Annotated in this window: 17 protein-coding genes and 2 pseudogenes; 7 read left to right on the top strand and 12 right to left on the bottom strand. The window is 72.5% G+C overall.

Annotated features, from left to right (window positions below; genetic code table 11):
* The 4 genes from JWQ92_RS08740 to JWQ92_RS08725 all read left to right on the top strand — a co-directional run.
* The coding region (locus JWQ92_RS08740; protein ID WP_297344073.1) for an alpha-1,4-glucan--maltose-1-phosphate maltosyltransferase at nucleotides 1-1538 on the top strand (1538 nt) is incomplete at its 5' end.
* 26 nt (nucleotides 1539-1564) lie between these two features.
* Nucleotides 1565-3847 (top strand): 1,4-alpha-glucan branching protein GlgB, encoded by a 2283-nt coding sequence (gene glgB / locus JWQ92_RS08735; protein WP_297344072.1) that lies wholly within the window; start codon nucleotides 1565-1567, stop codon nucleotides 3845-3847.
* 444 nt (nucleotides 3848-4291) lie between these two features.
* The gene (locus JWQ92_RS08730; protein ID WP_297344071.1) at nucleotides 4292-5767 is read left to right on the top strand and encodes a sugar transferase; all 1476 of its coding nucleotides are present in this window, start codon (nucleotides 4292-4294) and stop codon (nucleotides 5765-5767) included.
* Between the two features lie 70 nt (nucleotides 5768-5837).
* A complete protein-coding gene (locus JWQ92_RS08725) occupies nucleotides 5838-6473 on the top strand; it encodes a hypothetical protein (RefSeq protein WP_297344070.1) in 636 nt (211 codons plus the stop codon).
* Nucleotides 6474-6482: 9 nt separating this feature from the next.
* On the opposite strand, the gene JWQ92_RS08720 is transcribed toward JWQ92_RS08725, so the two are convergent.
* Entirely contained in the window at nucleotides 6483-7448 is a 966-nt protein-coding gene (locus JWQ92_RS08720) for a tetratricopeptide repeat protein (protein ID WP_297344069.1), read from the bottom strand.
* Between the two features lie 5 nt (nucleotides 7449-7453).
* On the bottom strand, nucleotides 7454-9199 hold the full coding sequence (locus JWQ92_RS08715; protein WP_297344068.1) for a hypothetical protein: 1746 nt from the start codon (nucleotides 9197-9199) through the stop codon (nucleotides 7454-7456).
* 253 nt (nucleotides 9200-9452) lie between these two features.
* Between JWQ92_RS08715 and JWQ92_RS08710 the strand changes: the two genes are divergently transcribed.
* On the top strand, nucleotides 9453-10874 hold the full coding sequence (locus JWQ92_RS08710; RefSeq protein WP_297344067.1) for a DivIVA domain-containing protein: 1422 nt from the start codon (nucleotides 9453-9455) through the stop codon (nucleotides 10872-10874).
* A gap of 13 nt (nucleotides 10875-10887) precedes the next feature.
* On the top strand, nucleotides 10888-11952 hold the full coding sequence (locus tag JWQ92_RS08705; protein WP_297344066.1) for an AI-2E family transporter: 1065 nt from the start codon (nucleotides 10888-10890) through the stop codon (nucleotides 11950-11952).
* Here the strand turns inward: JWQ92_RS08705 and JWQ92_RS08700 are convergent.
* The 9 genes and pseudogenes from JWQ92_RS08700 to rpsB form a co-directional block, all read right to left on the bottom strand.
* On the bottom strand, nucleotides 11949-12689 hold the full coding sequence (locus JWQ92_RS08700) for an alpha/beta hydrolase (RefSeq protein ID WP_297344065.1): 741 nt from the start codon (nucleotides 12687-12689) through the stop codon (nucleotides 11949-11951). The two genes, JWQ92_RS08705 and JWQ92_RS08700, sit on opposite strands and share 4 nt — an antisense overlap.
* Complete coding sequence (locus JWQ92_RS08695) at nucleotides 12686-12922, bottom strand: hypothetical protein (protein ID WP_297344074.1); 237 nt, start codon at nucleotides 12920-12922, stop codon at nucleotides 12686-12688. Before JWQ92_RS08695 ends, JWQ92_RS08700 begins: the two co-directional genes overlap by 4 nt.
* A 58-nt stretch (nucleotides 12923-12980) precedes the next feature.
* Nucleotides 12981-13676, bottom strand: a complete 696-nt coding sequence (locus JWQ92_RS08690; RefSeq protein ID WP_297344064.1) for a hypothetical protein — start codon at nucleotides 13674-13676, stop codon at nucleotides 12981-12983.
* Nucleotides 13677-13834: 158 nt separating this feature from the next.
* Nucleotides 13835-14389 (bottom strand): DivIVA domain-containing protein, encoded by a 555-nt coding sequence (locus JWQ92_RS08685; RefSeq protein WP_297344063.1) that lies wholly within the window; start codon nucleotides 14387-14389, stop codon nucleotides 13835-13837.
* 15 nt (nucleotides 14390-14404) lie between these two features.
* Nucleotides 14405-15403, bottom strand: coding sequence for a phosphatidate cytidylyltransferase (locus JWQ92_RS08680; RefSeq protein WP_297344062.1), 999 nt, complete (start codon nucleotides 15401-15403; stop codon nucleotides 14405-14407).
* A 3-nt stretch (nucleotides 15404-15406) separates the two neighbouring features.
* Entirely contained in the window at nucleotides 15407-15961 is a 555-nt protein-coding gene (frr, locus tag JWQ92_RS08675) for a ribosome recycling factor (protein WP_297344061.1), read from the bottom strand.
* Between the two features lie 67 nt (nucleotides 15962-16028).
* On the bottom strand, nucleotides 16029-16727 hold the full coding sequence (gene pyrH, locus JWQ92_RS08670; RefSeq protein WP_297344060.1) for a UMP kinase: 699 nt from the start codon (nucleotides 16725-16727) through the stop codon (nucleotides 16029-16031).
* Nucleotides 16728-16926: 199 nt separating this feature from the next.
* Nucleotides 16927-17781: a translation elongation factor Ts gene (gene tsf / locus JWQ92_RS08665; RefSeq protein ID WP_297344059.1), complete on the bottom strand. Its 855-nt coding sequence runs from the start codon at nucleotides 17779-17781 to the stop codon at nucleotides 16927-16929.
* 322 nt (nucleotides 17782-18103) lie between these two features.
* A pseudogene (rpsB, locus tag JWQ92_RS08660) lies at nucleotides 18104-19066 on the bottom strand (30S ribosomal protein S2); the annotation flags it as partial.
* Between the two features lie 301 nt (nucleotides 19067-19367).
* Between rpsB and JWQ92_RS08655 the strand changes: the two are divergent.
* Nucleotides 19368-19778 (top strand): annotated as a pseudogene (locus tag JWQ92_RS08655) (murein hydrolase activator EnvC); the annotation flags it as partial.
* Between the two features lie 63 nt (nucleotides 19779-19841).
* Here the strand turns inward: JWQ92_RS08655 and JWQ92_RS08650 are convergent.
* Nucleotides 19842-20540, bottom strand: a 699-nt coding sequence (locus tag JWQ92_RS08650) for a tyrosine-type recombinase/integrase (protein ID WP_297344058.1), incomplete at its 5' end; no start/stop codon positions are given.

Here is a 20540-nt window from a genome sequence, read left to right as displayed (position 1 = left end):
CCGAGGACGTGGACGCTCTGGAGCGCCTGCAGGCGGCGAAGGAGCCGGACCTCCTCGCGGCGATCGAGCGCGTGCCGCTGAGAAGCCTCGTGACCCTCTCCGCCGAGCGCCGGCTGCGCGTCGAGCGCGAGCGGGCAGGGCGCGGCGCCTGGTACGAGTACTTCCCCCGCTCCGAGGGCGCCGTGCGGCGCGAGGACGGCTCCTGGCAGTCGGGGACCTTCCGCACCGCCGCGGAGCGCCTTCCGGCGATCGCCGCGATGGGCTTCGACGTCGTCTACATCCCGCCCGTGCACCCCATCGGGATGACGAACCGCAAGGGCCCGAACCACACGCTCACCGCGGGCCCGCACGATCCCGGTTCGCCGTACGGCATCGGCGGGGCGGAGGGCGGCCACGACGCCATCCACCCGGAGCTCGGCGACGAGGACGACTTCCGCTTCTTCGTCGACGCGGTCACGCAGTCCGGGATGGAGCTCGCGCTCGACATCGCGCTGCAGGCCTCCCCCGACCATCCCTGGGTGAGCGAGCATCCCCAGTTCTTCACGTCGCTCCCCGACTGCAGCATCGCCTTCGCGGAGAACCCGCCGAAGAAGTACCAGGACATCTACCCCCTGAACTTCGACAACGACCCCGAGGGCAGCTACCTCGAGATGCGCCGCATCTTCCAGGTCTGGATCGACCGCGGCATCCGCATCTTCCGCGTCGACAACCCGCACACGAAGCCCCTCGGCTTCTGGGAGCGGCTGCTGCACGACGTGAACAGCGCCCACCCCGACGTGATCTTCCTCGCGGAGGCGTTCACGCGGCCGCCGATGATGCGCGGGCTCGCGAAGGTCGGCTTCCAGCAGAGCTACACGTACTTCACGTGGCGGAACACCCGGGCGGAGCTCACCGAGTACCTCACCGAGCTGTCCACGGAGACCGCCGACTACCTGCGGCCGAACTTCTTCGTGAACACCCACGACATCCTCACGCCGTACCTGCAGTTCGGCGGACCGGCGGCCTACAAGATCCGGGCGGCGATCGCGGCGACCAGCTCGCCGACCTGGGGCGTCTACTCCGGCTACGAGCTCTACGAGGACGTGGCACGGCCCGGGTCCGAGGAGAACATCGACAACGAGAAGTACGAGTACCGCCCGCGCGACTGGACGAAGGCGGCGATGCTCGGGCGCACGCTGGCGCCGTACCTGACGCGGCTGAACGCGATCCGGCGCGGGCACCCCGCCCTCGGGCAGCTGCGGAACATCCGGTTCCACTGGAGCGACGACGAGGCCGTGCTCGTCTTCAGCAAGCACCTCGACGGCGCCTTCACCGACTCGGGCCGCCCGGACACGATCCTCGTGGTCGCGAACCTCGACCCGCACGGCAGCCGCGAGACGGTCGTCCACCTCGATCCGACCCTGTTCGCCCGGCCGCCGGGCGAGACCTTCCCCGCCCACGACCTCATCACGGACTCGGTGTGGCACTGGGGCACGGACGACTACGTGCGGCTCGACCCCTTCACCGAGCCCGTCCACATCCTGCACGTCGAGTCCTGAGGCGATCAGCGGAAGGAAGACCCGTCATGGCGAAGAAGCAGCAGCCCGAGCAGACCGAGGCGACGGAGGTTCCGGACGTCGCGGAGCCGACCGCGGCGCGCGTCGTCCCCTCGGCGCAGCCGGAGGTGGCGCGGCCCTCGGGCGAGGAGCTGGTGCGGGTCGCCGAGGGCACCCACTCCGGGCCCCACGCGGTGCTCGGCCAGCACCCCGCCGGGCTGCCCGAGGCCGGGGCCGTGGTGATCCGCGCCCTGCGTCCGCTCGCGCTGACCGTCGTGGCGGTGCTCGACACCGGGGCCAGGGTGGAGCTCGCGCACATCGGTCACGGCGTCTGGCAGGGCGTCTCCGTCGCCGGCTTCGCCGACTACGTGCTCGAGACCACGTACGAGGGCGACGTGCAGTGGACGGCGGACGACCCGTACCGGTACCTGCCGAGCGTCGGCGACGTCGACCTCCACCTCTTCGGCGAGGGCCGCCACGAGCGCCTCTGGGAGATGCTCGGCTCGCACCACCGGCCGATGCAGGGCATCGCCAGGGAGGCGTGGGGCACCGCGTTCGCGGTGTGGGCGCCGCACGCGCAGGCCGTGCGCCTGATCGGGGACTTCAACAACTGGAACGGCGTGCTCCACGCCATGCGCCGGCTGGACAAGACGGGCATCTGGGAGCTCTTCGTCCCCGACCTCGCCCCGTACAACGCGTACAAGTACGAGATCCTCACCGCGTCCGGCGAGTGGATCGAGAAGGCCGACCCGATGGCGCGGCACACCGAGCAGCCGCCCGCCACCGCCTCCGTGGTCACCGAGAGCAGCTACCGCTGGGGCGACTCCGCGTGGATGAGCGCCCGGGCGAGCCAGAACCCGAACGACCAGCCCATCAGCGTCTACGAGATCCACCTCGGCTCGTGGCGGCAGGGCCTCGGCTACCGGGACGCCGCCGACCAGCTCATCGACTACCTGCACGAGACCGGGTACACGCACGTCGAGTTCATGCCGCTCGCCGAGCACCCGTACGAGCCGTCGTGGGGTTACCAGGTGACCGGGTACTACGCGCCGACGTCCCGATTCGGGCATCCGGACGACCTGAAGTACCTGATCGACCGGCTGCACCAGGCCCGCATCGGCGTCTACATGGACTGGGTGCCAGGGCACTTCCCGAAGGACGCCTTCGCGCTCGCGCGCTTCGACGGCCAGCCGCTCTACGAGCACAGCGACCCGCGCCTCGGCGAGCACCAGGACTGGGGCACGCTGATCTTCAACTTCGGCGACAGCCAGGTGCGCAACTTCCTCGTCGCCAACGCCCTCTACTGGCTCGACGAGTTCCACGTCGACGGGCTGCGGGTCGACGCCGTCGCGTCGATGCTGTACCTCGACTACTCCCGCGAGGACGGGCAGTGGCTGCCGAACCGCTACGGCGGGCGCGAGAACCTCGAGGCGATCAGCTTCCTGCAGGAGACCACCGCGACGGCCTACAAGCTCCATCCCGGCGTCATGATGATGGCCGAGGAGTCGACCAGCTGGGGCGGCGTCACGCACCCCACCTCGCAGGGCGGGCTCGGGTTCGGCCTGAAGTGGAACATGGGCTGGATGAACGACTCGCTGCGCTACATCTCGAACGACCCGCTGTGGCGCAACTACCACCAGAACGAGCTCACGTTCTCCTTCCTGTACTCGTTCAGCGAGAACTTCATCCTGCCGATCAGCCACGACGAGGTCGTGCACGGCAAGGGGTCCCTCATCGGCAAGATGCCGGGAGACCCGTGGCAGCAGCTCGCGAACGTGCGCGCCTACCTGGCCTTCCAGTGGGCGCACCCCGGTAAGCAGCTGCTGTTCATGGGCCAGGAGTTCGGGCAGCGGTCCGAGTGGAGCCAGGAGCGCAGCCTCGACTGGTGGATCCTCGACCAGCCCGCCCACCGCGGCCTGCTGTCCTTCGTCGCCCAGCTGAACCGCGTCTACCGCGAGAACCCGGCGTTCTGGCAGCAGGACTCGTCGTCGGCCGGCTTCAGCTGGATCGACGGCAGCGACGCGGCGAACAGCGTGCTCGCGTTCCTCCGCTGGGACCGGGACGGCAACCCCGTCGCCGCGCTGTTCAACTTCTCCGGCCGCCCCGTCGGCGACTACCGCATCGGGCTGCCCTTCGCCGGCACCTGGGAGGAGCTGCTCAACTCGGACGCGGCCGAGTTCGGCGGGTCCGGCGTCGGCAACTACGGCGCCGTCGTCGCGGAGAACGAGCCGTCGCACGGCCACCCGGCCTCCGTGGTGCTCACCCTGCCGCCGCTCGGGGCGCTCTACTTGCGGCCGAAGCGCCGGAAGTGACCCTGCGGCGCCGCCCCGATGGCCGGCCTGCCGGTGATCGGGGCTCGGATCCGGCCCCCAGGTGCCCCGAAAAGGGGGGGCCCGGACGCGTCCTGCCTCTTGCCGGGGGGTTCTCCCGTCGGTAGCGTCGGAACGCCGGCGGATCACCCCGAAGGCCGACACCCATCGGCCGTCCGATCCGGCGGTATCGCTCCCCGGCGATCCCACCCATCGCGTGTGCTGGCTTCGTGCTCAGCACGTCCCGACGCATCCCGAATCGAGCCCGCCCATGCTCAGCAGTTCCCCCCTGCACCTCCTTCCCTTCGACTCCGCTCCGGGTTCCTGACCGCGCGCGCCGGTGGCCCCACACGGCTGCCGCTCGACGCACCCCCAACCCGTGCGAGCCGGAGACCGGCGTCCCCGACGTCGGCGTCTTCGGGTCCGTTCCCTGGACCGACAAGGATCATGACCTCCTCCCCCCTCTCCGTACCGGCCCGATCGACCGCCGCGCCCGCGATCCCCGTCGTGCGCCGCTGGTCGACGCGCTACGCCCGCCGTCTCGTCGTGACCGACGTGCTCGCCGTGGGCCTCTCGGCGCTCGCCTGCCACCTCGTGTTCCTCGGCCCGCAGCTCCTGCCGATGAGCACCCACAGCCGCGCGGTGCTCCGGATCACCTACCCGCAGTTCTCGCTGCTGCTCGCCGTCGTCTGGATCGCGCTCCTCGCCGTGATCGACAGCCGCGACGAGCGGGAGATCGGCAACGGCAGCACCGAGTACCGCCGTGTGCTCCGCGCCGGCTTCGCCGCCTTCGCGGTGTCGATCATCGCCGCCTTCTTCCTCGGCCTCGATCTGTCCCGCGGCTACGTGCTCGCCGTGTTCCCGATCGGCACCGCCGCGCTGCTCGGCTCGCGCTGGCTGTGGCGCCGCTGGCTGGTCCGGCGCCGGGTGACCGGTGCCTTCTCGCACCGCGTGGTGCTCATCGGTTCGACGGAGACGGTGCTGCAGACCGCCCGTGATCTCGCGAGGGAGCCCGGCCACGGCTATCACGTCGTCGGCGTCGCCCTCACGGACGGCCCCATCGGCGGCTCCCTCGGCGACCTGCCGATCGTCGGCGCCGTCGACGACGTGCCCCGGGTGCTGCGCACGATCGGCGCGGACACCGTGCTCGCGACGAGCAGCGACCACCTGCCCCCCGAGCGGATCCGCGACCTGGCCTGGCAGCTCGAGCCCCGCCAGCACGAGCTCGTCCTCGCGCCGGCGCTCACCGACGTGGGCGGATCCCGGATCCACCTCCGTCCGGTCGCAGGCCTGCCCCTCATCCACGTGGAGACCCCGCACTACCGGGGCGCCGGCCGCTTCGCGAAGCGGGCCTTCGACATGGTGGTCGCCTCGGCGCTGCTCGTGGTCCTCGCGCCGATGTTCGCGATCATCGCCGTGCTCGTCGCCCGGGACAGCTCGGGCGGCGTCTTCTACCGCCAGGAGCGGATCGGCCGCAACGGCGAGCCGTTCGACATCCTCAAGTTCCGCTCGATGAGCGCCGACGCCGACGCACGCCGGGCGCAGCTCACGGCCGGCATGGACAAGGGCCTGTTCAAGCTCGTCGACGACCCGCGGATCACGCGCATCGGCAAGGTGCTCCGCCGGTACTCGCTCGACGAGCTGCCGCAGCTCGTCAACGTGCTGCGCGGCGAGATGAGCCTCGTCGGCCCGCGCCCCGCCCTGCCGTCCGAGGTGTCCGAGTACGACCGGCGCGAGCTGCGTCGCCTCGCCGTGACGCCGGGGCTCAGCGGGCTGTGGCAGGTGAGCGGCCGCTCCAACCTCGGCTGGGCGGACGGCATCCGGCTCGACCTCTACTACGTGGAGAACTGGTCGATGACCCAGGATCTGCAGATCCTCTGGCGCACGGCGAAGGCGGTGCTCTCGTCCGACGGGGCCTACTGACGAGGCACGGCCGTTACCCCACCGTGACCGTTACGCTGGGACGACACGCCGTACTCGAGGAGATCCCCGCATGACGTTCACGATCCTGTTCGTCGGCAGCGGCAACGTCGGCCGCAGTGCGCTCGCCGCCCGGCTCGTCGTGCGCGAGCTGCACCGCATCTGGCCCCGCAGCGCGGATGAGGTCGCCGCGGTCAGCGCCGGCGTCGACGCGATCGACGGGATGCCGCTGCCCTCGAACCTCGAGACCGTCGCGCGACGGCGCGACCTCGACCTCGGCGATCACCGCGCGGCCCCGATGAGCCGGGCGCTCGCGGAGCGCGCGGACCTGGTGCTCACCATGACCCGCAAGCAGCGGGCGCAGATCGTGCTGCAGTACCCCGCGCTGCGGGCGCGGACCTTCGCCCTGCTCGAGTTCGTCGCGTTGCTCGGCCAGGCCGCCGACGGGCGCCGCCGGCACCCGATCGGCCGTGGCGACCGGCTCGAGGCCAAGCTGCGGCTCGTGGTCGCCGCGATGACGACGAAGAAGCGGTCCACGCCCGCGCCCGCCGACGAACGGCAGTGGGACGTGTTCGACCCCTACGCCTACAGCCTCGACATCTACGAGACGGTCGCCGCGACGATCGAGGCGGCGACGCACGCGCTCGTCGCGGACGTCGCCGTGCTCACCGGCACGCGCGGCGGCAGCAGTGCGAGTCGCACGGCCTGACGCGCCCCGTCAGTACAGCAGCATCGCGAGGCGGCGCCTGGCGGCCGCCACCCGCGGGTCGTCGTTCCCGGTGAGCGCGAAGTAGTCGAGGAGCCTGGTGCGGAGCGTCTCGCGCTCGGTGGGGGGCGCGCCCGCGAAGGCGTCGAGCACGCGCGCGAACGCGTCCTCGAGGTGTCCCCCCGCCATGTCGAGGTCGGCGACCGCGAGCGCCGCGTCCACGTCCTTCGGGTCCGCCGCGGCGCGGGTGCGCACATCCCCCGGCACGGTGCGCAGACGGTCGAGCAGCTCGACCTGCGCGAGCGCCGCCACGGCCGCTGCGTCCCGCGGGTCCTGCGCGATGGCGGTGCGGAACAGCCGCGCGGCCTCGGCGTAGTCCTGACGGTCGATCGCCTCGTACGCCTCCGCGTGCAGCGGCGGCAGCGGCTCGGGCTCGGGCTCGACGTCCGGTTCGGCTACCGGATCCGTCATCGGAACGGATCCGGTGACGCCGTTCTGGCTCGCGAGCTCGAGCACCTGCTCGAAGAGCGGCGCCAGCTGCTCCTCCGGCACGGCGCCGGCGAACAGCGGCACGGGACGGCCCGCGATGACGGCGACGACCGTGGGGACGGACTGCGCCTGGAGGCTCTCGACGATGCCCGGGTTCGCGTCGTGGTCGACGATCGCGAGCACGAGACGACCGCCCGCCGACTCGACGACCCGCTGCAGGGCGGGCAGGAGCTGCGCGGACGGGGTGCTCCATTCGGCGACGACGGCGAGCACCACCGCGACCGTGCGGGAGAGCTCGACGACCCGGCCGAGGTCCGCGTCGCCGATCTCGATGACGACGCCGGGCGGCCCGTCGGCGGGTGCCCCGTCGGCGGCAGCGGGCCGGCCGCCCGCCACCTGCTGCGCCTGCTGGTTCTGCCTGGCCACGAGCGGCGCGAGATCGATCGCGCCGCGGAGGCCGCTGATGGAAGCGCCCGGAACTGCAGCCACGTGCGTCACAACTCCTTCGCGGATATCAGCCCTTGAGCGTAGCCGAGCAGCCGGACCGGGTCCTTCGAGCCGGCGGGCGGCACCGAGAACAGCAGCTGGTAGCCGTAGGTGGAGGCGATGCCCTTGGTCGAGGACTTGGTCTTCGCGAGGATCTCGGTGGCACCGCTCGGCTTCACCTTGACGCCCGACTTGGTCGGCTTCACCGTCCACGTCTCCGTGAGCGGCACGGCGACGAGTGCGCCCGAGTCGGCGGTCGCCATCGCGACCACGGCCGACGGATCGGGGAGGCCGTCCTCGAACGTGATCCTCGCCGTGCTGCCGAGGCTCTTCACGACCGCGGCCTTCGCCGGCTCGCCGACCTTCTTCAGCAGCGGATCCCCGGCGGTGGCGAAGCCCGCCGCGATCGGCGCGTGGGCCTGCCGGAGCAGCAGGCCGTAGTCGGCGGGGAGCGCACCGGGGGCGATGCTCAGCAGGCGCGTGTCCGGCTTGAGCCGCGCGGCGCCGAGCAGCGCCGACGGCAGCAGCGGGAGCGTGACGCCCGGCACGAGTGCGGTCTCGTACTGCACCCGGTACGGATCCCGCGGTGTCGCCTGCACCAGGGTCAGGGCCACGGGCGCCCGCTTGGCGGACGCCGGTGCGGTCACGACCGCGAAGAGCGTGCGGGGCCAGGCGTGCGTGGCCTCAGGCAGCACCACCCGGGTGTCGGCGCCCGAGGTGGGGATCGCCTCGGGCAGCGGCGTCGTCTTCGCCTGCTTCTTCACCGTGTACACGGCGCTGCGCAGGGCCAGCGCCGGGCCGGCGAAGCGGGCGTTCAACGTCGACGCGGCGAGGGCCGCGTCGGCGTTCTGCTCCACGGTCGCGGCGTTCGCGACGATGCGGTTCGCCTGCTGCTCCGTGACGGCGGCGGGCGTGACCGGCACGGCCTTCGTGGTCGACGTCGGCGCCGGTGCTGCCGCGACCGGTCCCTGGCAGCCGCTGAGGAGCACGGCGCCGGCGGCCGCACCCACGGTCAGGGCGCTGAGCCGGCGGACCGATCGGCGGCCCTTCGGCGCGGCGACGACCGCGGGCCGCGCGGGACGGTACTTCGGAGGGGCCGGCGGCTTCGGCATGCGCTGCGGCGGCTTGCGTCGCGGTCCGCGGCGACGGCGCAGATGCACGAGCGCCCAGATGTAGAGGAGCAGCCCCAGCAGCGCGAGCAGGCTGCCGGTCACGATCATCGGCGTCGCGAGGGGCGTGGTGACCCGGACCGGCCAGCTCACCGTCAGCGTCGCCGGCGCCGGCGCCGTGCCGTCCGCCGCGACGAGGAGGGACAGGCTGGCGGGCACGTTGACCGTCCAGTCGAGCCCACCCGTGGCGCGCTGCTGGTCGATCCAGAGGTCGGATCCGTTCGGATCCGGATGTCCGCCGCGCAGGCCGGCGACCACGGGCGCCGTGCGGACGGCGGCCGCCGCCGTGGCGCCGTCGCTCCCGACGCGGACCGTGGCGTACCGCTGGCCGGACAGCCAGGCGGTGACATCGGACGCGCGCCCGTAGGCGGCGAACACGGGCCCGGACCCCGCGAGGTGGAGCCGCTGCACGCCGGGGTGCGCCTTCAGCACGGAGCCCGGGATCACGATGTAGCGCACGTCCTTCGGCGCGGACGCCGAGACGGTGACGTGGTCGGCGGGCTTCAGCACCGTGCGCTCAGCGATCCCGAACGCGATCAGCGCGGCCGCGACGACGAAGGTCACGAGGGCCAGCACGAAGCGCACGGACCGTCTCCTTCCCGTAGGTGGCGGCGCGGACGCGCCGGCGCCGATGGTAGGTGCGGACGGAGCCCTTGGCCGGGACACCGGTCGGCGTTGCCCCGCATCCGGGGGCCGGTGAACCCGGACAGTGTAGTCGCGGGCCTGCAGAATCGCGGTCCCCCGGCTCCCGGGACGGTCCCGGCCGCGCACCTACACTGGGCGGCGGCGCGACACGCCGCCACCAACTGGGACAGGTCTTTCGAACGAGGAGCGACACGTGTCGGACGAGTCCGGGTTCACCACCGCGATGCGCGGCTACAACCGCGACGAGGTCGACCGCGCGATGCAGGAGCTGCGGCGCGAGCTGATCAAGGCGAACAGCGGCCTGGCCGACGCGCAGCGCGACGTCAAGCGGCTCGCCGCCCGCGTCGAGGAGCTCGACTCGGAGCTCGAGGAGGTCGGCAGCCCCACCTACGCCGGGCTCGGCCACCGGCTCGAGAGCCTTCTCCGGCTCGCCGAGGCCCAGGCCACCCGCGTCATCGCGCAGGCCGACATCGATGCTGAACGCCTCCGCTCCTCCACGCAGGCCGACGTCGACCGCCTGCGCGTCGAGGCGGCGGAGCTCGCGGAGCGGCAGCTCGGCGACGCCCGCTCGCAGGCGGCCGCCATCCTGGAATCCGCTCATGCCGAGGCCGACCAGCTGACGCACCGCGCCGAGCTCGGCGCCGAGACGACCACACAGGACGCCCTCCGCGAGGCGGCGGCGATCCGCGGCGCGGTGGCGACCGAGGCCGCCGAGACCCGCGGCACCGCGAAGCGGGAGGCGGCCGCGATCCGCGCCGCCGCGGAGCGCGAGGCGGCCGAGCTGCGCGTCGTGGTCGAGCGGGAGACCGCGTCGGCCCGCGACGAGGCGGAGCGGATCATCCGGGAGACGGACTACGCCCGGGCCGAGCTGCAGCGGGAGCTCGAGGGCCGCCGTGCCGACGTGCACCGCGAGCTCGAGCGGCTGCGCATCGAGGCGCAGACCGAGGTGGAGCGCACCCGTGCCGACCTCGACCGCGACGCCGAGGCGATGCGCGCGGACCTGGCCCGCGAGGCCGAAGCCGCGCGCGTCGACGTCGCCAGGGAGGCGGAGGCCGCCAGGGGCGATCTGCAGGCGGAGCTCGAGGAGGCCAGGATCGCCCAGGCCCGCGAGCACGAGGCGACGCGCGCGGCGCTCGAGCAGGACCTGAACGAGCTGCGGGCCGAGACGGCCAAGGAGGTCGAGCAGGCCCGCCTCGATCTCGACGTCGAGATGAAGGCCCGGCGCGACGAGGCCGAGCAGGACTACCTCGCCCGTCACCAGGAGGCGGTCGCGTCGACGCAGCGCTACCTCGACGACGCGAACGCGCAGCTCGCGGACGCCATCCGCCGGGCCGCGGACAAGCGGCTCGAGGCGGACGCGCTCGAGATGACCATCGAGGTCGACGGCCGCAAGCGCCGCGAGGCCGCGGAGACCGAGGCCGCGGAGCTCGTGGCCGACGCCCGCGAACGGGCCGCCGCGATCGTGAGCGAGGCCGAGGAGCGTTCGACGCGCCTGGTGCGGGACGCGGAGGAGCGGCTCGCCGAGCTCCGCGAGGAGCGGGACGGCATCGCGCAGTACTTCGAGTCCCTGCGGTCGGCCCTCGGCTCCGCCGAACCGGTCGACGTCGAGTCCTGATCAGGACGCGTCCGTGAGGATCCGGAACGCCTTCCGCCTGGGACTCGCCGGCGGGCTCGGTGTGCTCGTCGCCCTCGCCATCGGCGGCGCCGTCACGCACCTGGCCACGATCCTGACGTACGTGGGTGCCGCGGTGTTCCTCGCCCTCGGGCTCGACCCGATGGTGACGCAGCTGCAGCGCCTGCGGATGCCGCGCTGGCTCGCGATGATCATCGTGCTCGTGGTGGTGCTCGGCCTGGTGGCGCTCATCCTCTTCCTGGTCGTCCCGGTGATCGTGAACCAGACGGCGAACCTCATCACCGGGATCGCGGACTACACCCAGGGGCTCTCCTACAGGGCGTTCCTGAAACAGGTGCAGGCCACCGTCGGCCCGTCCGTCGACGTGACCTCCATCGCGAACCAGGTGACGAAGTACCTGCAGCAGAACGCCGGCAACATCACGGGCGGCGTGCTCGCGGTGGGGCTCGGCATCGCGGGCGGAGTCGGCGGGGCGGTGATCGTGATGATCCTGACGCTCTACCTGACCGCGTCGATGCCGGTGTTCAAGTCGTCGCTGTACCGGCTCGTGCCGATGTCGCGTCGCGAGCGGTTCGCGGACATCGCCGAGCAGATCTTCCAGTCCGTCGGCCGGTACGTGATGGGGCAGGTCGGGCTGGCGCTCGTGAACGGCGTGCTGAGCTTCGTGTTCCTCACGGTCGTCGGCGCGAAGCTGCCCGCCGTGTTCGCCTTCATCGCGTTCCTCGGCAGCCTCATCCCGCTGGTCGGGACGATCTCGGGCGCGGTGCTCATCGTCGCGGGGCAGATGCTGCTCGCCGATCCGTTCTGGCCGTCGAGCGGCCTGCCCGTCTGGCTGATCGTCGCGATCTACTACCTCGTCTACATGCAGGTCGAGGCGTACATCCTGAGCCCCAACATCATGAACCGGGCAGTCAAGGTGCCGGGCGTGGTGGTCGTGATCGCCGCGCTGGTCGGCGGCACCCTGCTCGGCATCCTCGGGGCGCTGATCGCCATCCCGGTCGCCGCGGCGATCCTGCTGATCATCGAGCAGGTCTTCATCCCGAGGCAGGCGGAGGCCTAGGCCTCCGCCACCAACGCCGCCGGCACCTCCGTCGGGAGCGGCGCCCGGGCCGGCGCCACGACGCCCACGACCTCGTCGAGCACCCGCCGCACCTGGTTCTCCCCCACCCACAGGTGCTTCGCGCCCGCGACGGGCACGAGCCGCGCCTCCGGCACCACCGCGAAGCGCTTCGCCGCCTCCTCCGGGCGCAGGAAGTCGTCGAGCTCCGGCACGAGCACGACGAGGGGCTTGCCCGACCCGTGCCAGGCGGCCAGCTCCCCCTCACTCGTGCGATGCAGCGGGGGCGACAGCAGGATCGCGCCCTCGATCGGATACGCGAGGCCGAACTTGAGCACGAGCTCGGTGCCGAACGACCAGCCGAGGAGCCAGGGGGCCGGCAGGCCGCGCTCCGCGACGAAGGACATCGCGGCTGCGACGTCGTAGCGTTCCGCGATGCCGCCGTCGTACTCGCCGTCGCTCCGCCCCCGCGGGCTCTCGGTGCCGCGGGTGTTGAAGCGCAGCACGGCGAGGCCGGCGAGCGCGGGGAGGCGCGCCGCCGCCTTCCGCAGCACGTGGGAGTCCATGAATCCCCCGGCGGTGGGCAGCGGGTGCAGGCAGACGAGGGTCGCGACAGGCGGGACGTCGCGCGGCAGCGCCAGCTCTCCGACGAGCACCAGGCCGTCGACGGTGACCAGCTCGACGTCCTCGCGATCCGCCACGAGCCGGGTGCCGCTGCGGATCGGGACGAGGTCGCTCATGCGATCCGCCAGCAGTGCGGATGCCAGTGCCGCCGCGCCTCGAGGTCCACGGTCTCGCCGAGCACCCCGTCCGCGCGCCAGACCACGACGTGTGCGGTGCCCTCCGCGATGGTGAGGCCGCAGCCGGGGCACAGGTAGGGCTTCAGCGCCTGAACGCCCGAGACGGGCTGGACGTTCCAGCGGCGCCCGCGCCGTGTCTCGACGCGGAAGGCCGGGCCGACGCGCAGAGGCAGGTCCTCCTCGTCGTCCGCGGGCCCGCGGGGACGGTTACGCCGTGGCACGAGCGGTGGATCAGTACCAGTTGTAGGCGTTCGAGTGCGCCCAGGCGCCGCACGGGGAGCCGTAGGAGCCCCTGATGTAGCCGAGGCCCCAGCGGATCTGCACCCGGTAGTCGTTCTGCCAGTCGGCCCCGAACGCCGACATCTTGCTGCCCGGCAGGGCCTGCGGGATGCCGTAGGCGCCGCTCGGGTTATAGGCGTGCGTGTTCCAGCCGGACTCGCGGTTCCAGAGATTCACGAGGCAGGAGAACTCGCCCGCGCCCCAGCCGTTGCTCGCCACGAGCTGGGCGGCGAACGTCTGGGCCGTGCCCACCGGCGTCGTGTACGTCGCGCCGCCGCCCGACGAGCCCCCGCCGCCGCCTGCGGCGGCCGTGGTGTCGTGGACGACGATGACCGGCTTCACGGCCTTGAACTTGTCGCGGGTGACGCTCACGAGCACGTAGCCGCCCTGGATCGGGAAGCGCTGCACCTGGTAGTCCGGCGTGCCCGAGCCGGCCTGCAGCGCCGGCGCGGCCTCGGCCGTCGCTCCCGCGTAGGGGTCGGTGACGGTCACGAACGCGATGCACGCGCAGGCGAGCATCGCGAAGGCGCTGAGCGCGAGTCGGCCGCGTGAGAACGGGCGACGGTAGGCCGGACGAGGGGCCTCGGCGACCCGGACCCGCGGCCGCGCCTGCGGCGCCGCGCGGGGTCGGAGGACCTCCCGTGCCACCGGGCGAGCGCTGTGCACTCGCTCCGAGGACGGGAGGGTTGGGGTGTCCGAATGCCTTCCCACGATCCCGTCACCCTAGCAAAGCGGTCGAATCGGGCCCGGACGACACCCCGCGCGTCACACCTGTCACAATCGTCACAGCGTCGTCCCCCTGCCGGTCAGCGGACCGCGAGCATCACCTCGACGAGGCCGTCGATCAGCAGATCGACCTGCGCCTCGCGGTAGCCGTTGCGACCGGGCCGGAAGGCCACCGATCGCACCTCCTCGACCGTGAGGGGCGCACCCTCCTCGAAGTACGCCCGCACCTGGTCCCCGAACCGATCGACGTCCTTCGTGCGGTAGCCCTGCCCGAAGGCGCCGGTGCGGTCGAAGCGGTGCTTGTCCGGCCGCTCCATCCGCCCGATGATCTCCTTCGCGAGCGTGCGCGCCTCGGCGTAGTAGGCGCGCTCACCCGACTTGCGCATCACGCGGTCGCGCTCGCGGGCCGCGAAGGCGTCCTCGAGCCGCTCGAGCGCCGCGTCGACCGCGGCGGTGGCGTACCCGCCCCGCTGCATGGAGAAGGCGGTGCGCCGGATGTCGCCGGAGGTGACGCCCGTGTTGGTGCGCTTGTCGTCGTAGGCGGCCCGAGCGGTCGCGAGGAAGTGCTCCACCTCGTCGATGTCGTAGCCGAAGCGCCGGCCGCGGACGCGCGGGAATGGAGTGGACGTCGCCATGGCGACATCCTGCCGTCAGCGGGCCAGGAAGAGCAGGAGCAGCGCCGCTGCGCCGGAAGGAAGCACCGAATCGATCCGGTCGAGGAAGCCGCCGTGTCCGGGCAGCAGGCCGGAGATGTCCTTCACCCCGATGTCCCGCTTGATCATCGACTCACCGAGGTCCCCCAGCGTGCCGCAGAGCAGCACGACGACGCCGAAGATCGGCCCGAACCAGATCGGCTCCCCGAGCAGCAGCGGGGCGAGGACGCTCGCCACGACGATCGCCATGATCGCCGAGCCCGCGAACCCCTCCCAGGTCTTCTTGGGGCTGATCCGCGGCGCCATCGGATGCTTGCCGAACAGCAGACCGCTCACGTAGGCGAACAGGTCGGTGGCGACGACCACGGCGACGAAGGACAGCGTCCACCACTGGCCGCCGGCCTGGGCGGTCAGCACCGCCGCGCAGGAGCCGAGCCCCGTCACGTAGAGCTGCACGAACGCGGTCGTGAGCAGGTCGCGCACCAGGGGCCGGCGCGGGGTGGCCGCCTGCGCCTCTTCGGCGATCCGCCATGCGACGGCCAGCACGACCGCGCCGAGCACCGCGAGCAACCATCCGGCGGGCAGGACCGGGGCCCCGTCCGGACCGGGCGACATCGCGAAGAAGGCGACCGGCTGCGCGAGCACCCCGGCGGTGGCCGAGCCGGCTCGGGGCACCCGGATGCCGGCGTGCCGCAGCGCACCTGCGAGCTCGAAGGCGCCGAAACCGACGAGCACCACCGCGACGATGAGGAAGAGCTGCTTGGCGACGATCAGACTGACGAGCAGCGCTGCGCCGAGCACGAGGCCGAGGCCGATCGCGACGACGAGGTTGCGGCCGGTGCGGGCGGTGATCCGGGCGTTCGCCTGGTCGAACTGCAGCCGGGTCGCCCGCACCTGGCCGACGATGTCCGATCGCGTGGCCCGGATCTGCTCCTGCAGCTCCCACGTCGTGCGGGGACGCCGTCGAGGGGTCCTCCCGCCCTCGTCGTCCTCCACCCGCTACACCTCGAGCAGTTCGGCTTCTTTGCGCTTCAGCGCGTCGTCGACCGCGTCGATGTGCCGCTTGGTCAGGGCCTCGAGCTCCTTCTCCGCGCGGCTCACATCGTCGTCGCCGACCTCGCTCTTCAGCGCGTCGAGGTCGTCCTTCGCCCGGCGGCGGATGTTGCGGATGGACACCTTCGCGTCCTCACTCTTGCCGCGGACGATCTTCACGAACTCCTTGCGACGGTCCTGCGTCAGCTCGGGCATGATCACCCGGATGATGGTGCCGTCGTTCGACGGCGTCGCGCCGAGGTTCGGGGCCGTGGCGATGGCGCGCTCGATCTCCTTGAGCGCGGTCTTGTCGTAGGGCGTGACGACGAGCATGCGGGCTTCGGGGGCCTGCAGCGCCGCGAGCTGCCCGAGCGGCGTCGGGGTGCCGTAGTAGTCGACCGGGATGCGCTGGAACAGGGCCGGGTTGGCGCGTCCCGTGCGCACGGTGTTGAAGTCGTCCCTGGCGACCTCGACGGCCTTGGCCATGCGGTCTCCCGCCTCGGTCAGCACGTCCGCGATCACGTCGAAGTCCTTCCCGTCGGTGGCTGCCGCAGTCTATCGGCGGCGGACGGCGCCCGGCCGTCCGCGCTCACAGGTGCACCGAGGTGCCGACCTCCTCGCCGAGGATCGCGCGGGTGATCGTGTCGTCGCCGTCGATCCCGAACACGCGCATCCGCATGCCGTTGTCCATGCAGAGGCTGAAGGCGGTGGAGTCGACGACCTTGAGGCCCCGCTTCAGGGCGTCGGAGTAGCTGATGGAGTCGAGCTTGACCGCCGACGGGTCCTTCCGCGGGTCCGCGGTGTACACGCCGTCGACGCCGTTCTTGGCGACGAGCACCTCGTCCGCGTGGATCTCGAGTGCTCGCTGGGCCGCGACGGTGTCCGTGGAGAAGAAGGGCAGCCCCGCGCCGGCACCGAAGATGACGACCCGGCCCTTCTCGAGATGACGGATCGCGCGGCGCGGGATGTACGGCTCCGCGACCTGCGTCATGGAGATCGCCGACTGCACGCGCGTGGCGGCGCCGTTCTGCTCGAGGAAGTCCTGGAGCGCGAGGGCGTTCATCACCGTGCCCAGCATGCCCATGTAGTCGGCGCGGCCGCGGTCCATGCCCCGCTGACTCAGCTCGGCGCCGCGGAAGAAGTTGCCGCCGCCGACGACGACCGCCACCTGCGCCTCGGCCGATCCGGCGGCGATCTGCCGCGCCATCGACTGGACGACGTCGGGCGCGACGCCGAGCGTGCCTCCGCCGAAGGCCTCACCGGACAGCTTCAGGACGACGCGGCGCATGTTCCTCCTCGGATCGCGAACCGCGCCAAGGCTATCGGGCGAGCGGGAGACCCCGTCCTGCGTCCGGTCGTATCGCCCTCAGCCACGGGTCGGGCCGGCTCGCGCGCGGTCCGCGTGCGGTCCGCGTGCGGAGACGCGGAAGCGGCGCGGCCCCGTGGGGACCGCGCCGCTTCCGCTCGTGCCTGGATCCGCTCGGGGGTCAGGCGCCGACCTTGACGCGGGCGAAGCCACTGACCGTGAGGCCCGCGTCCTTCAGCACCGCACCGGTCGCCTGCTTGCTGTCGCGCGCGTAGGGCTGGTCGACGAGCACGACCTCCTTGTAGAAGCCGGTCAGCTTGCCCTCGACGATCTTCGGCAGCGCCGCCTCCGGCTTGCCCTCGTTCCGGGTCGCCTCGGTGAGCACCTGACGCTCGTGCTCGACCGTCTCGGCCGGCACGTCCGCGCGGGTCGTGTACGTGGGGTCGTAGACGGCGATGTGCTGCGCGACGGAGCGCGCGGTGTCCGCGTCGTTCCCGGCGTAGCCGAGCACGACGCCGACCTGCGGCGGGAGGTCCTTGCTCGTCTTGTGCAGGTAGATGGCGAACCGCTCCCCGCGGACCTGCTCGACGGAGCGCAGCTCGACCTTCTCGCCGAGCAGGGCGGCCTCGTCGTCGATGTAGGCCTGGACCGTGGTGGCGGGGGCCCCCCCGGCCGTGTCCGTGGGGACGAGCGGGGCGGCCTTGGCGGACTCGACGTCCGCGGCGCCGGCGGCGGCGACCGCGTCGAGCACCCGCTCGGCGAGCGCGAGGAAGCGCTCGTTCTTCGCGACGAAGTCGGTCTCGCTGGCGAGCTCGATGAGGGTCGCGACGCCGTCGCCGGCCTTCGCGGTGACGAGACCGGCGGTCGTGGCGCGGCCGGAGCGCTTCTCGACGCCCTTCAGCCCCTTCACCCGCAGGATCTCGATCGCCTTCTCGATGTCGCCGTCGGCCTCGACGAGCGCGTTCTTGCTGTCCAGCATGCCCGCGCCGAGGCGGTCACGCAGGGTCTTCACGTCAGCGGCGCTGAATGCGGCCATGGCTGACACTCCTTTCAGTGCGAGGGGTCGGCGGGGACGCCGGCCCTCTGGTCGAGGGGGAACGGCCGGAGGCCGCCCGGCGGCGAGAGGGTCTCGCTGAACGGACGGCCCGCGGCCGGTGGATCCGGAAGGATCAGGCGGAGGGCTCGGGGTCCTCGGTCGCAGCCGGGTCGGTGACCTTCTTCGGGCGGCGCTGAGCCGGCTTCGACTTCGCGAGCTCCTCGGCCTCGACATCCGCCTCGGTCTGCGGCGCGTGCTCGGGCACCAGGCCGTCGACGGCCTCGGCCGTGAGATCGGCGTCCGCCTGGGCGTCCGCGTCGTTCTCCTCCACGGGCGCCTCGGCCGTGGAGGCCGCAGCGTCGGTGGTCTCGGCCTGGGGCGCCTCCACGACCGCCTCGGGCTGCGCGGCGTCCTCCACGACCGTCTCGACGCGGTCCTCGGACTCGCCCGTGATGGCGGCGTTCTCGACCCGGTCGTCGACCTGCTCGATCTGGAGGTCGACGGCCTCGGGCCCGTTCGGATCGACGCCGGCGCTCGCCTGCAGGAGCTCGCGCTCCCACTCCGCGAGCGGCTCGGCCGCGTCCTGGCTCGAGCCCTGGTGGCGCTGGATGAGGCCCTCGGCCGCGGCGTCGGCGATGATCCGCGTGAGCAGCGCGACGGAGCGGATCGCGTCGTCGTTGCCGGGGATCGGGTAGGCGAGCTCGTCGGGATCGGCGTTCGTGTCGAGGATGCCGATCACCGGGATGCCGAGCTTCTTCGCCTCGTCGACCGCGAGGTGCTCACGCTTCGAGTCGATGACCCAGATCGCCGACGGCGTCTTCGAGAGGTTGCGGATACCGCCCAGCGTCTTCTCGAGCTTGTCGCGCTCGCGCCGCTGGATCAGCAGCTCCTTCTTCGTGTAGCCCTTGGTCGTGTCGTCGAAGTCGACGAGGTCGAGCTCCTTGAGCCGGTTCAGACGCTTGTGCACCGTCTGGAAGTTCGTGAGCAGGCCGCCGAGCCACCGCTGGTTGACGTACGGCTGGCCGACGCGGGTCGCCTGCTCGGCGATCGCCTCCTGGGCCTGCTTCTTGGTGCCGACGAACAGGACCGTGCCGCCGCGGGCGACGGTCTCCTTGACGAAGTCGTAGGCCTTGTCGATGTAGGCCAGCGACTGCTGCAGGTCGATGATGTGGATACCGGAGCGCTCGGTCAGGATGAATCGCTTGACCTTCGGGTTCCACCGGCGGGTCTGGTGTCCGAAATGCACGCCGCTGTCGAGCAGCTGGCGGATGGTGACGACGGCCACGGCCGTATCCTCTTCTCTGCGCCGTCTCCGGCGCTGTTGCGGTTGATCGCGGTCGACGACGTGCGTCGATCCGCCCTGGCGCCCGGCGGCTCCGTCCGCCCTCGTGGATCGAGGGACCGGTGGACGGCGCCCGCCGTGGATGGGCGCGCGAAGTCACCCCGCGGACGGGATGCGGCCAGCAGTCTAGCAACCCGCGGCCCGTCGGGCCGCCCGCTCCTCCCCAGGGCCCGCGACGACATCAGCGGGGCCGGCTGCCCGGTCCGCAGATCCGGACCGCGGCGGCACGGACGACCATCACCGCGTGCTCCGATCCTGGACCGTCCTGCTGCTGCTGGCCGCGTCGGCGGTGACGGCACCCGCCGCTGGGCATCGCTGGTCCTGGCCGATCGCCGCGCCGCATCCGGTCGTCCGCGGCTTCGAGGCTCCCGCGACGCCGTACGGCTCCGGTCATCGAGGCGTCGACCTGGCCGCTGCCGTCGGCACGCTCGTCACCGCGCCGGCCGACGGGACGGTGGTGTGGGCCGGCCGGATCGTGGACCGCGGGGTGGTGTCGATCGAGCACGGCGGAGGGCTCCGATCGAGCTTCGAGCCCGTGCTCCCGCTCGTGGTACGCGGTCAGGCCGTGCACCGAGGCGAGCCGGTCGGGCGGGTCGCCACCGGCGGGACGCACCGCGCAGGGGTGCTGCACCTCGGTACCCGGGACGAGACGGGCTACGTGTCGCCGCTCCGGTTCCTCGGGGGCCTCGAGCGGGCGGTGCTCCTGCCGCTGACCGCGTCAGCCGGCGGACTCGTCGAGGACGGCGCGCGGATGCGCCAGCCGGTAGCTCTGGGTGAGCCGCTCCATGGAGACGTGGGTGTAGATCTGCGTCGTGCCGAGGCTGGCGTGCCCGAGGATCGCCTGCACCGCCCGCAGGTCGGCGCCGCCGTCGAGCAGGTGGGTCGCGGCCGAGTGCCGCAGGGTGTGGGGGCCGGACGGGCCGGATCCCGGGACCGCTTGAAGCAGACCCGAGACGAGGCGGTGCACGCTGCGCGGACCGATCCGGCCGCCGCGGCTGCCGAGGAACAGGGCCGCCCCGGCCGCGCTCCCCCGGGCGAGGAGCACGGGCCGCCCCGCCTCCAGGTAGGCGGTGAGAGCGCGGGCCGCGGGCACGCCGAACGGGACGACCCGCTGCTTGTCGCCCTTGCCGATCACGCGCACGGTGAGCGCGCCGAGGTCGAGGTCGTCGACGTCCGCGCCGCACGCCTCCGACACGCGCAGCGCGGAGCCGTAGAGCAGCTCGACGATCGCGAGGTCGCGCAGCGCGTCCGGGGCGCCGTCCGCCGCTGCGGCCTCGAGCCCCGCGAAGAGCTCGCCCATCTGCTCGCCGCCGACGACGCGCGGCAGGTGCCCCTGCGCCTTCGGGGCGCGGAGGCGGGCGCCGGCATCCGTCGGTGCGCGACCCGAGCGCTGCAGCCAGGCCGTGAGGCTGCGGGC

This window comes from Amnibacterium sp. (assembly GCF_025463795.1).
Lineage (GTDB): Bacteria > Actinomycetota > Actinomycetes > Actinomycetales > Microbacteriaceae > Amnibacterium.
This window is presented reverse-complemented; position numbering and strand designations above follow the sequence as displayed.

What these genes read in the sequence shown, in the direction of transcription:
- glgB (WP_297344072.1), top strand. Translation starts at nt 1,565, where the DNA reads ATGGCGAAGAAGCAGCAGCCCGAGCAGACCGAGGCGACGGAGGTTCCG.
- JWQ92_RS08700 (WP_297344065.1), bottom strand. Translation starts at nt 12,689, where the DNA reads ATGAGCGACCTCGTCCCGATCCGCAGCGGCACCCGGCTCGTGGCGGAT.
- JWQ92_RS08730 (WP_297344071.1), top strand. Translation starts at nt 4,292, where the DNA reads ATGACCTCCTCCCCCCTCTCCGTACCGGCCCGATCGACCGCCGCGCCC.
- JWQ92_RS08685 (WP_297344063.1), bottom strand. Translation starts at nt 14,389, where the DNA reads ATGGCGACGTCCACTCCATTCCCGCGCGTCCGCGGCCGGCGCTTCGGC.
- pyrH (WP_297344060.1), bottom strand. Translation starts at nt 16,727, where the DNA reads ATGCGCCGCGTCGTCCTGAAGCTGTCCGGTGAGGCCTTCGGCGGAGGC.
- tsf (WP_297344059.1), bottom strand. Translation starts at nt 17,781, where the DNA reads ATGGCCGCATTCAGCGCCGCTGACGTGAAGACCCTGCGTGACCGCCTC.
- JWQ92_RS08725 (WP_297344070.1), top strand. Translation starts at nt 5,838, where the DNA reads ATGACGTTCACGATCCTGTTCGTCGGCAGCGGCAACGTCGGCCGCAGT.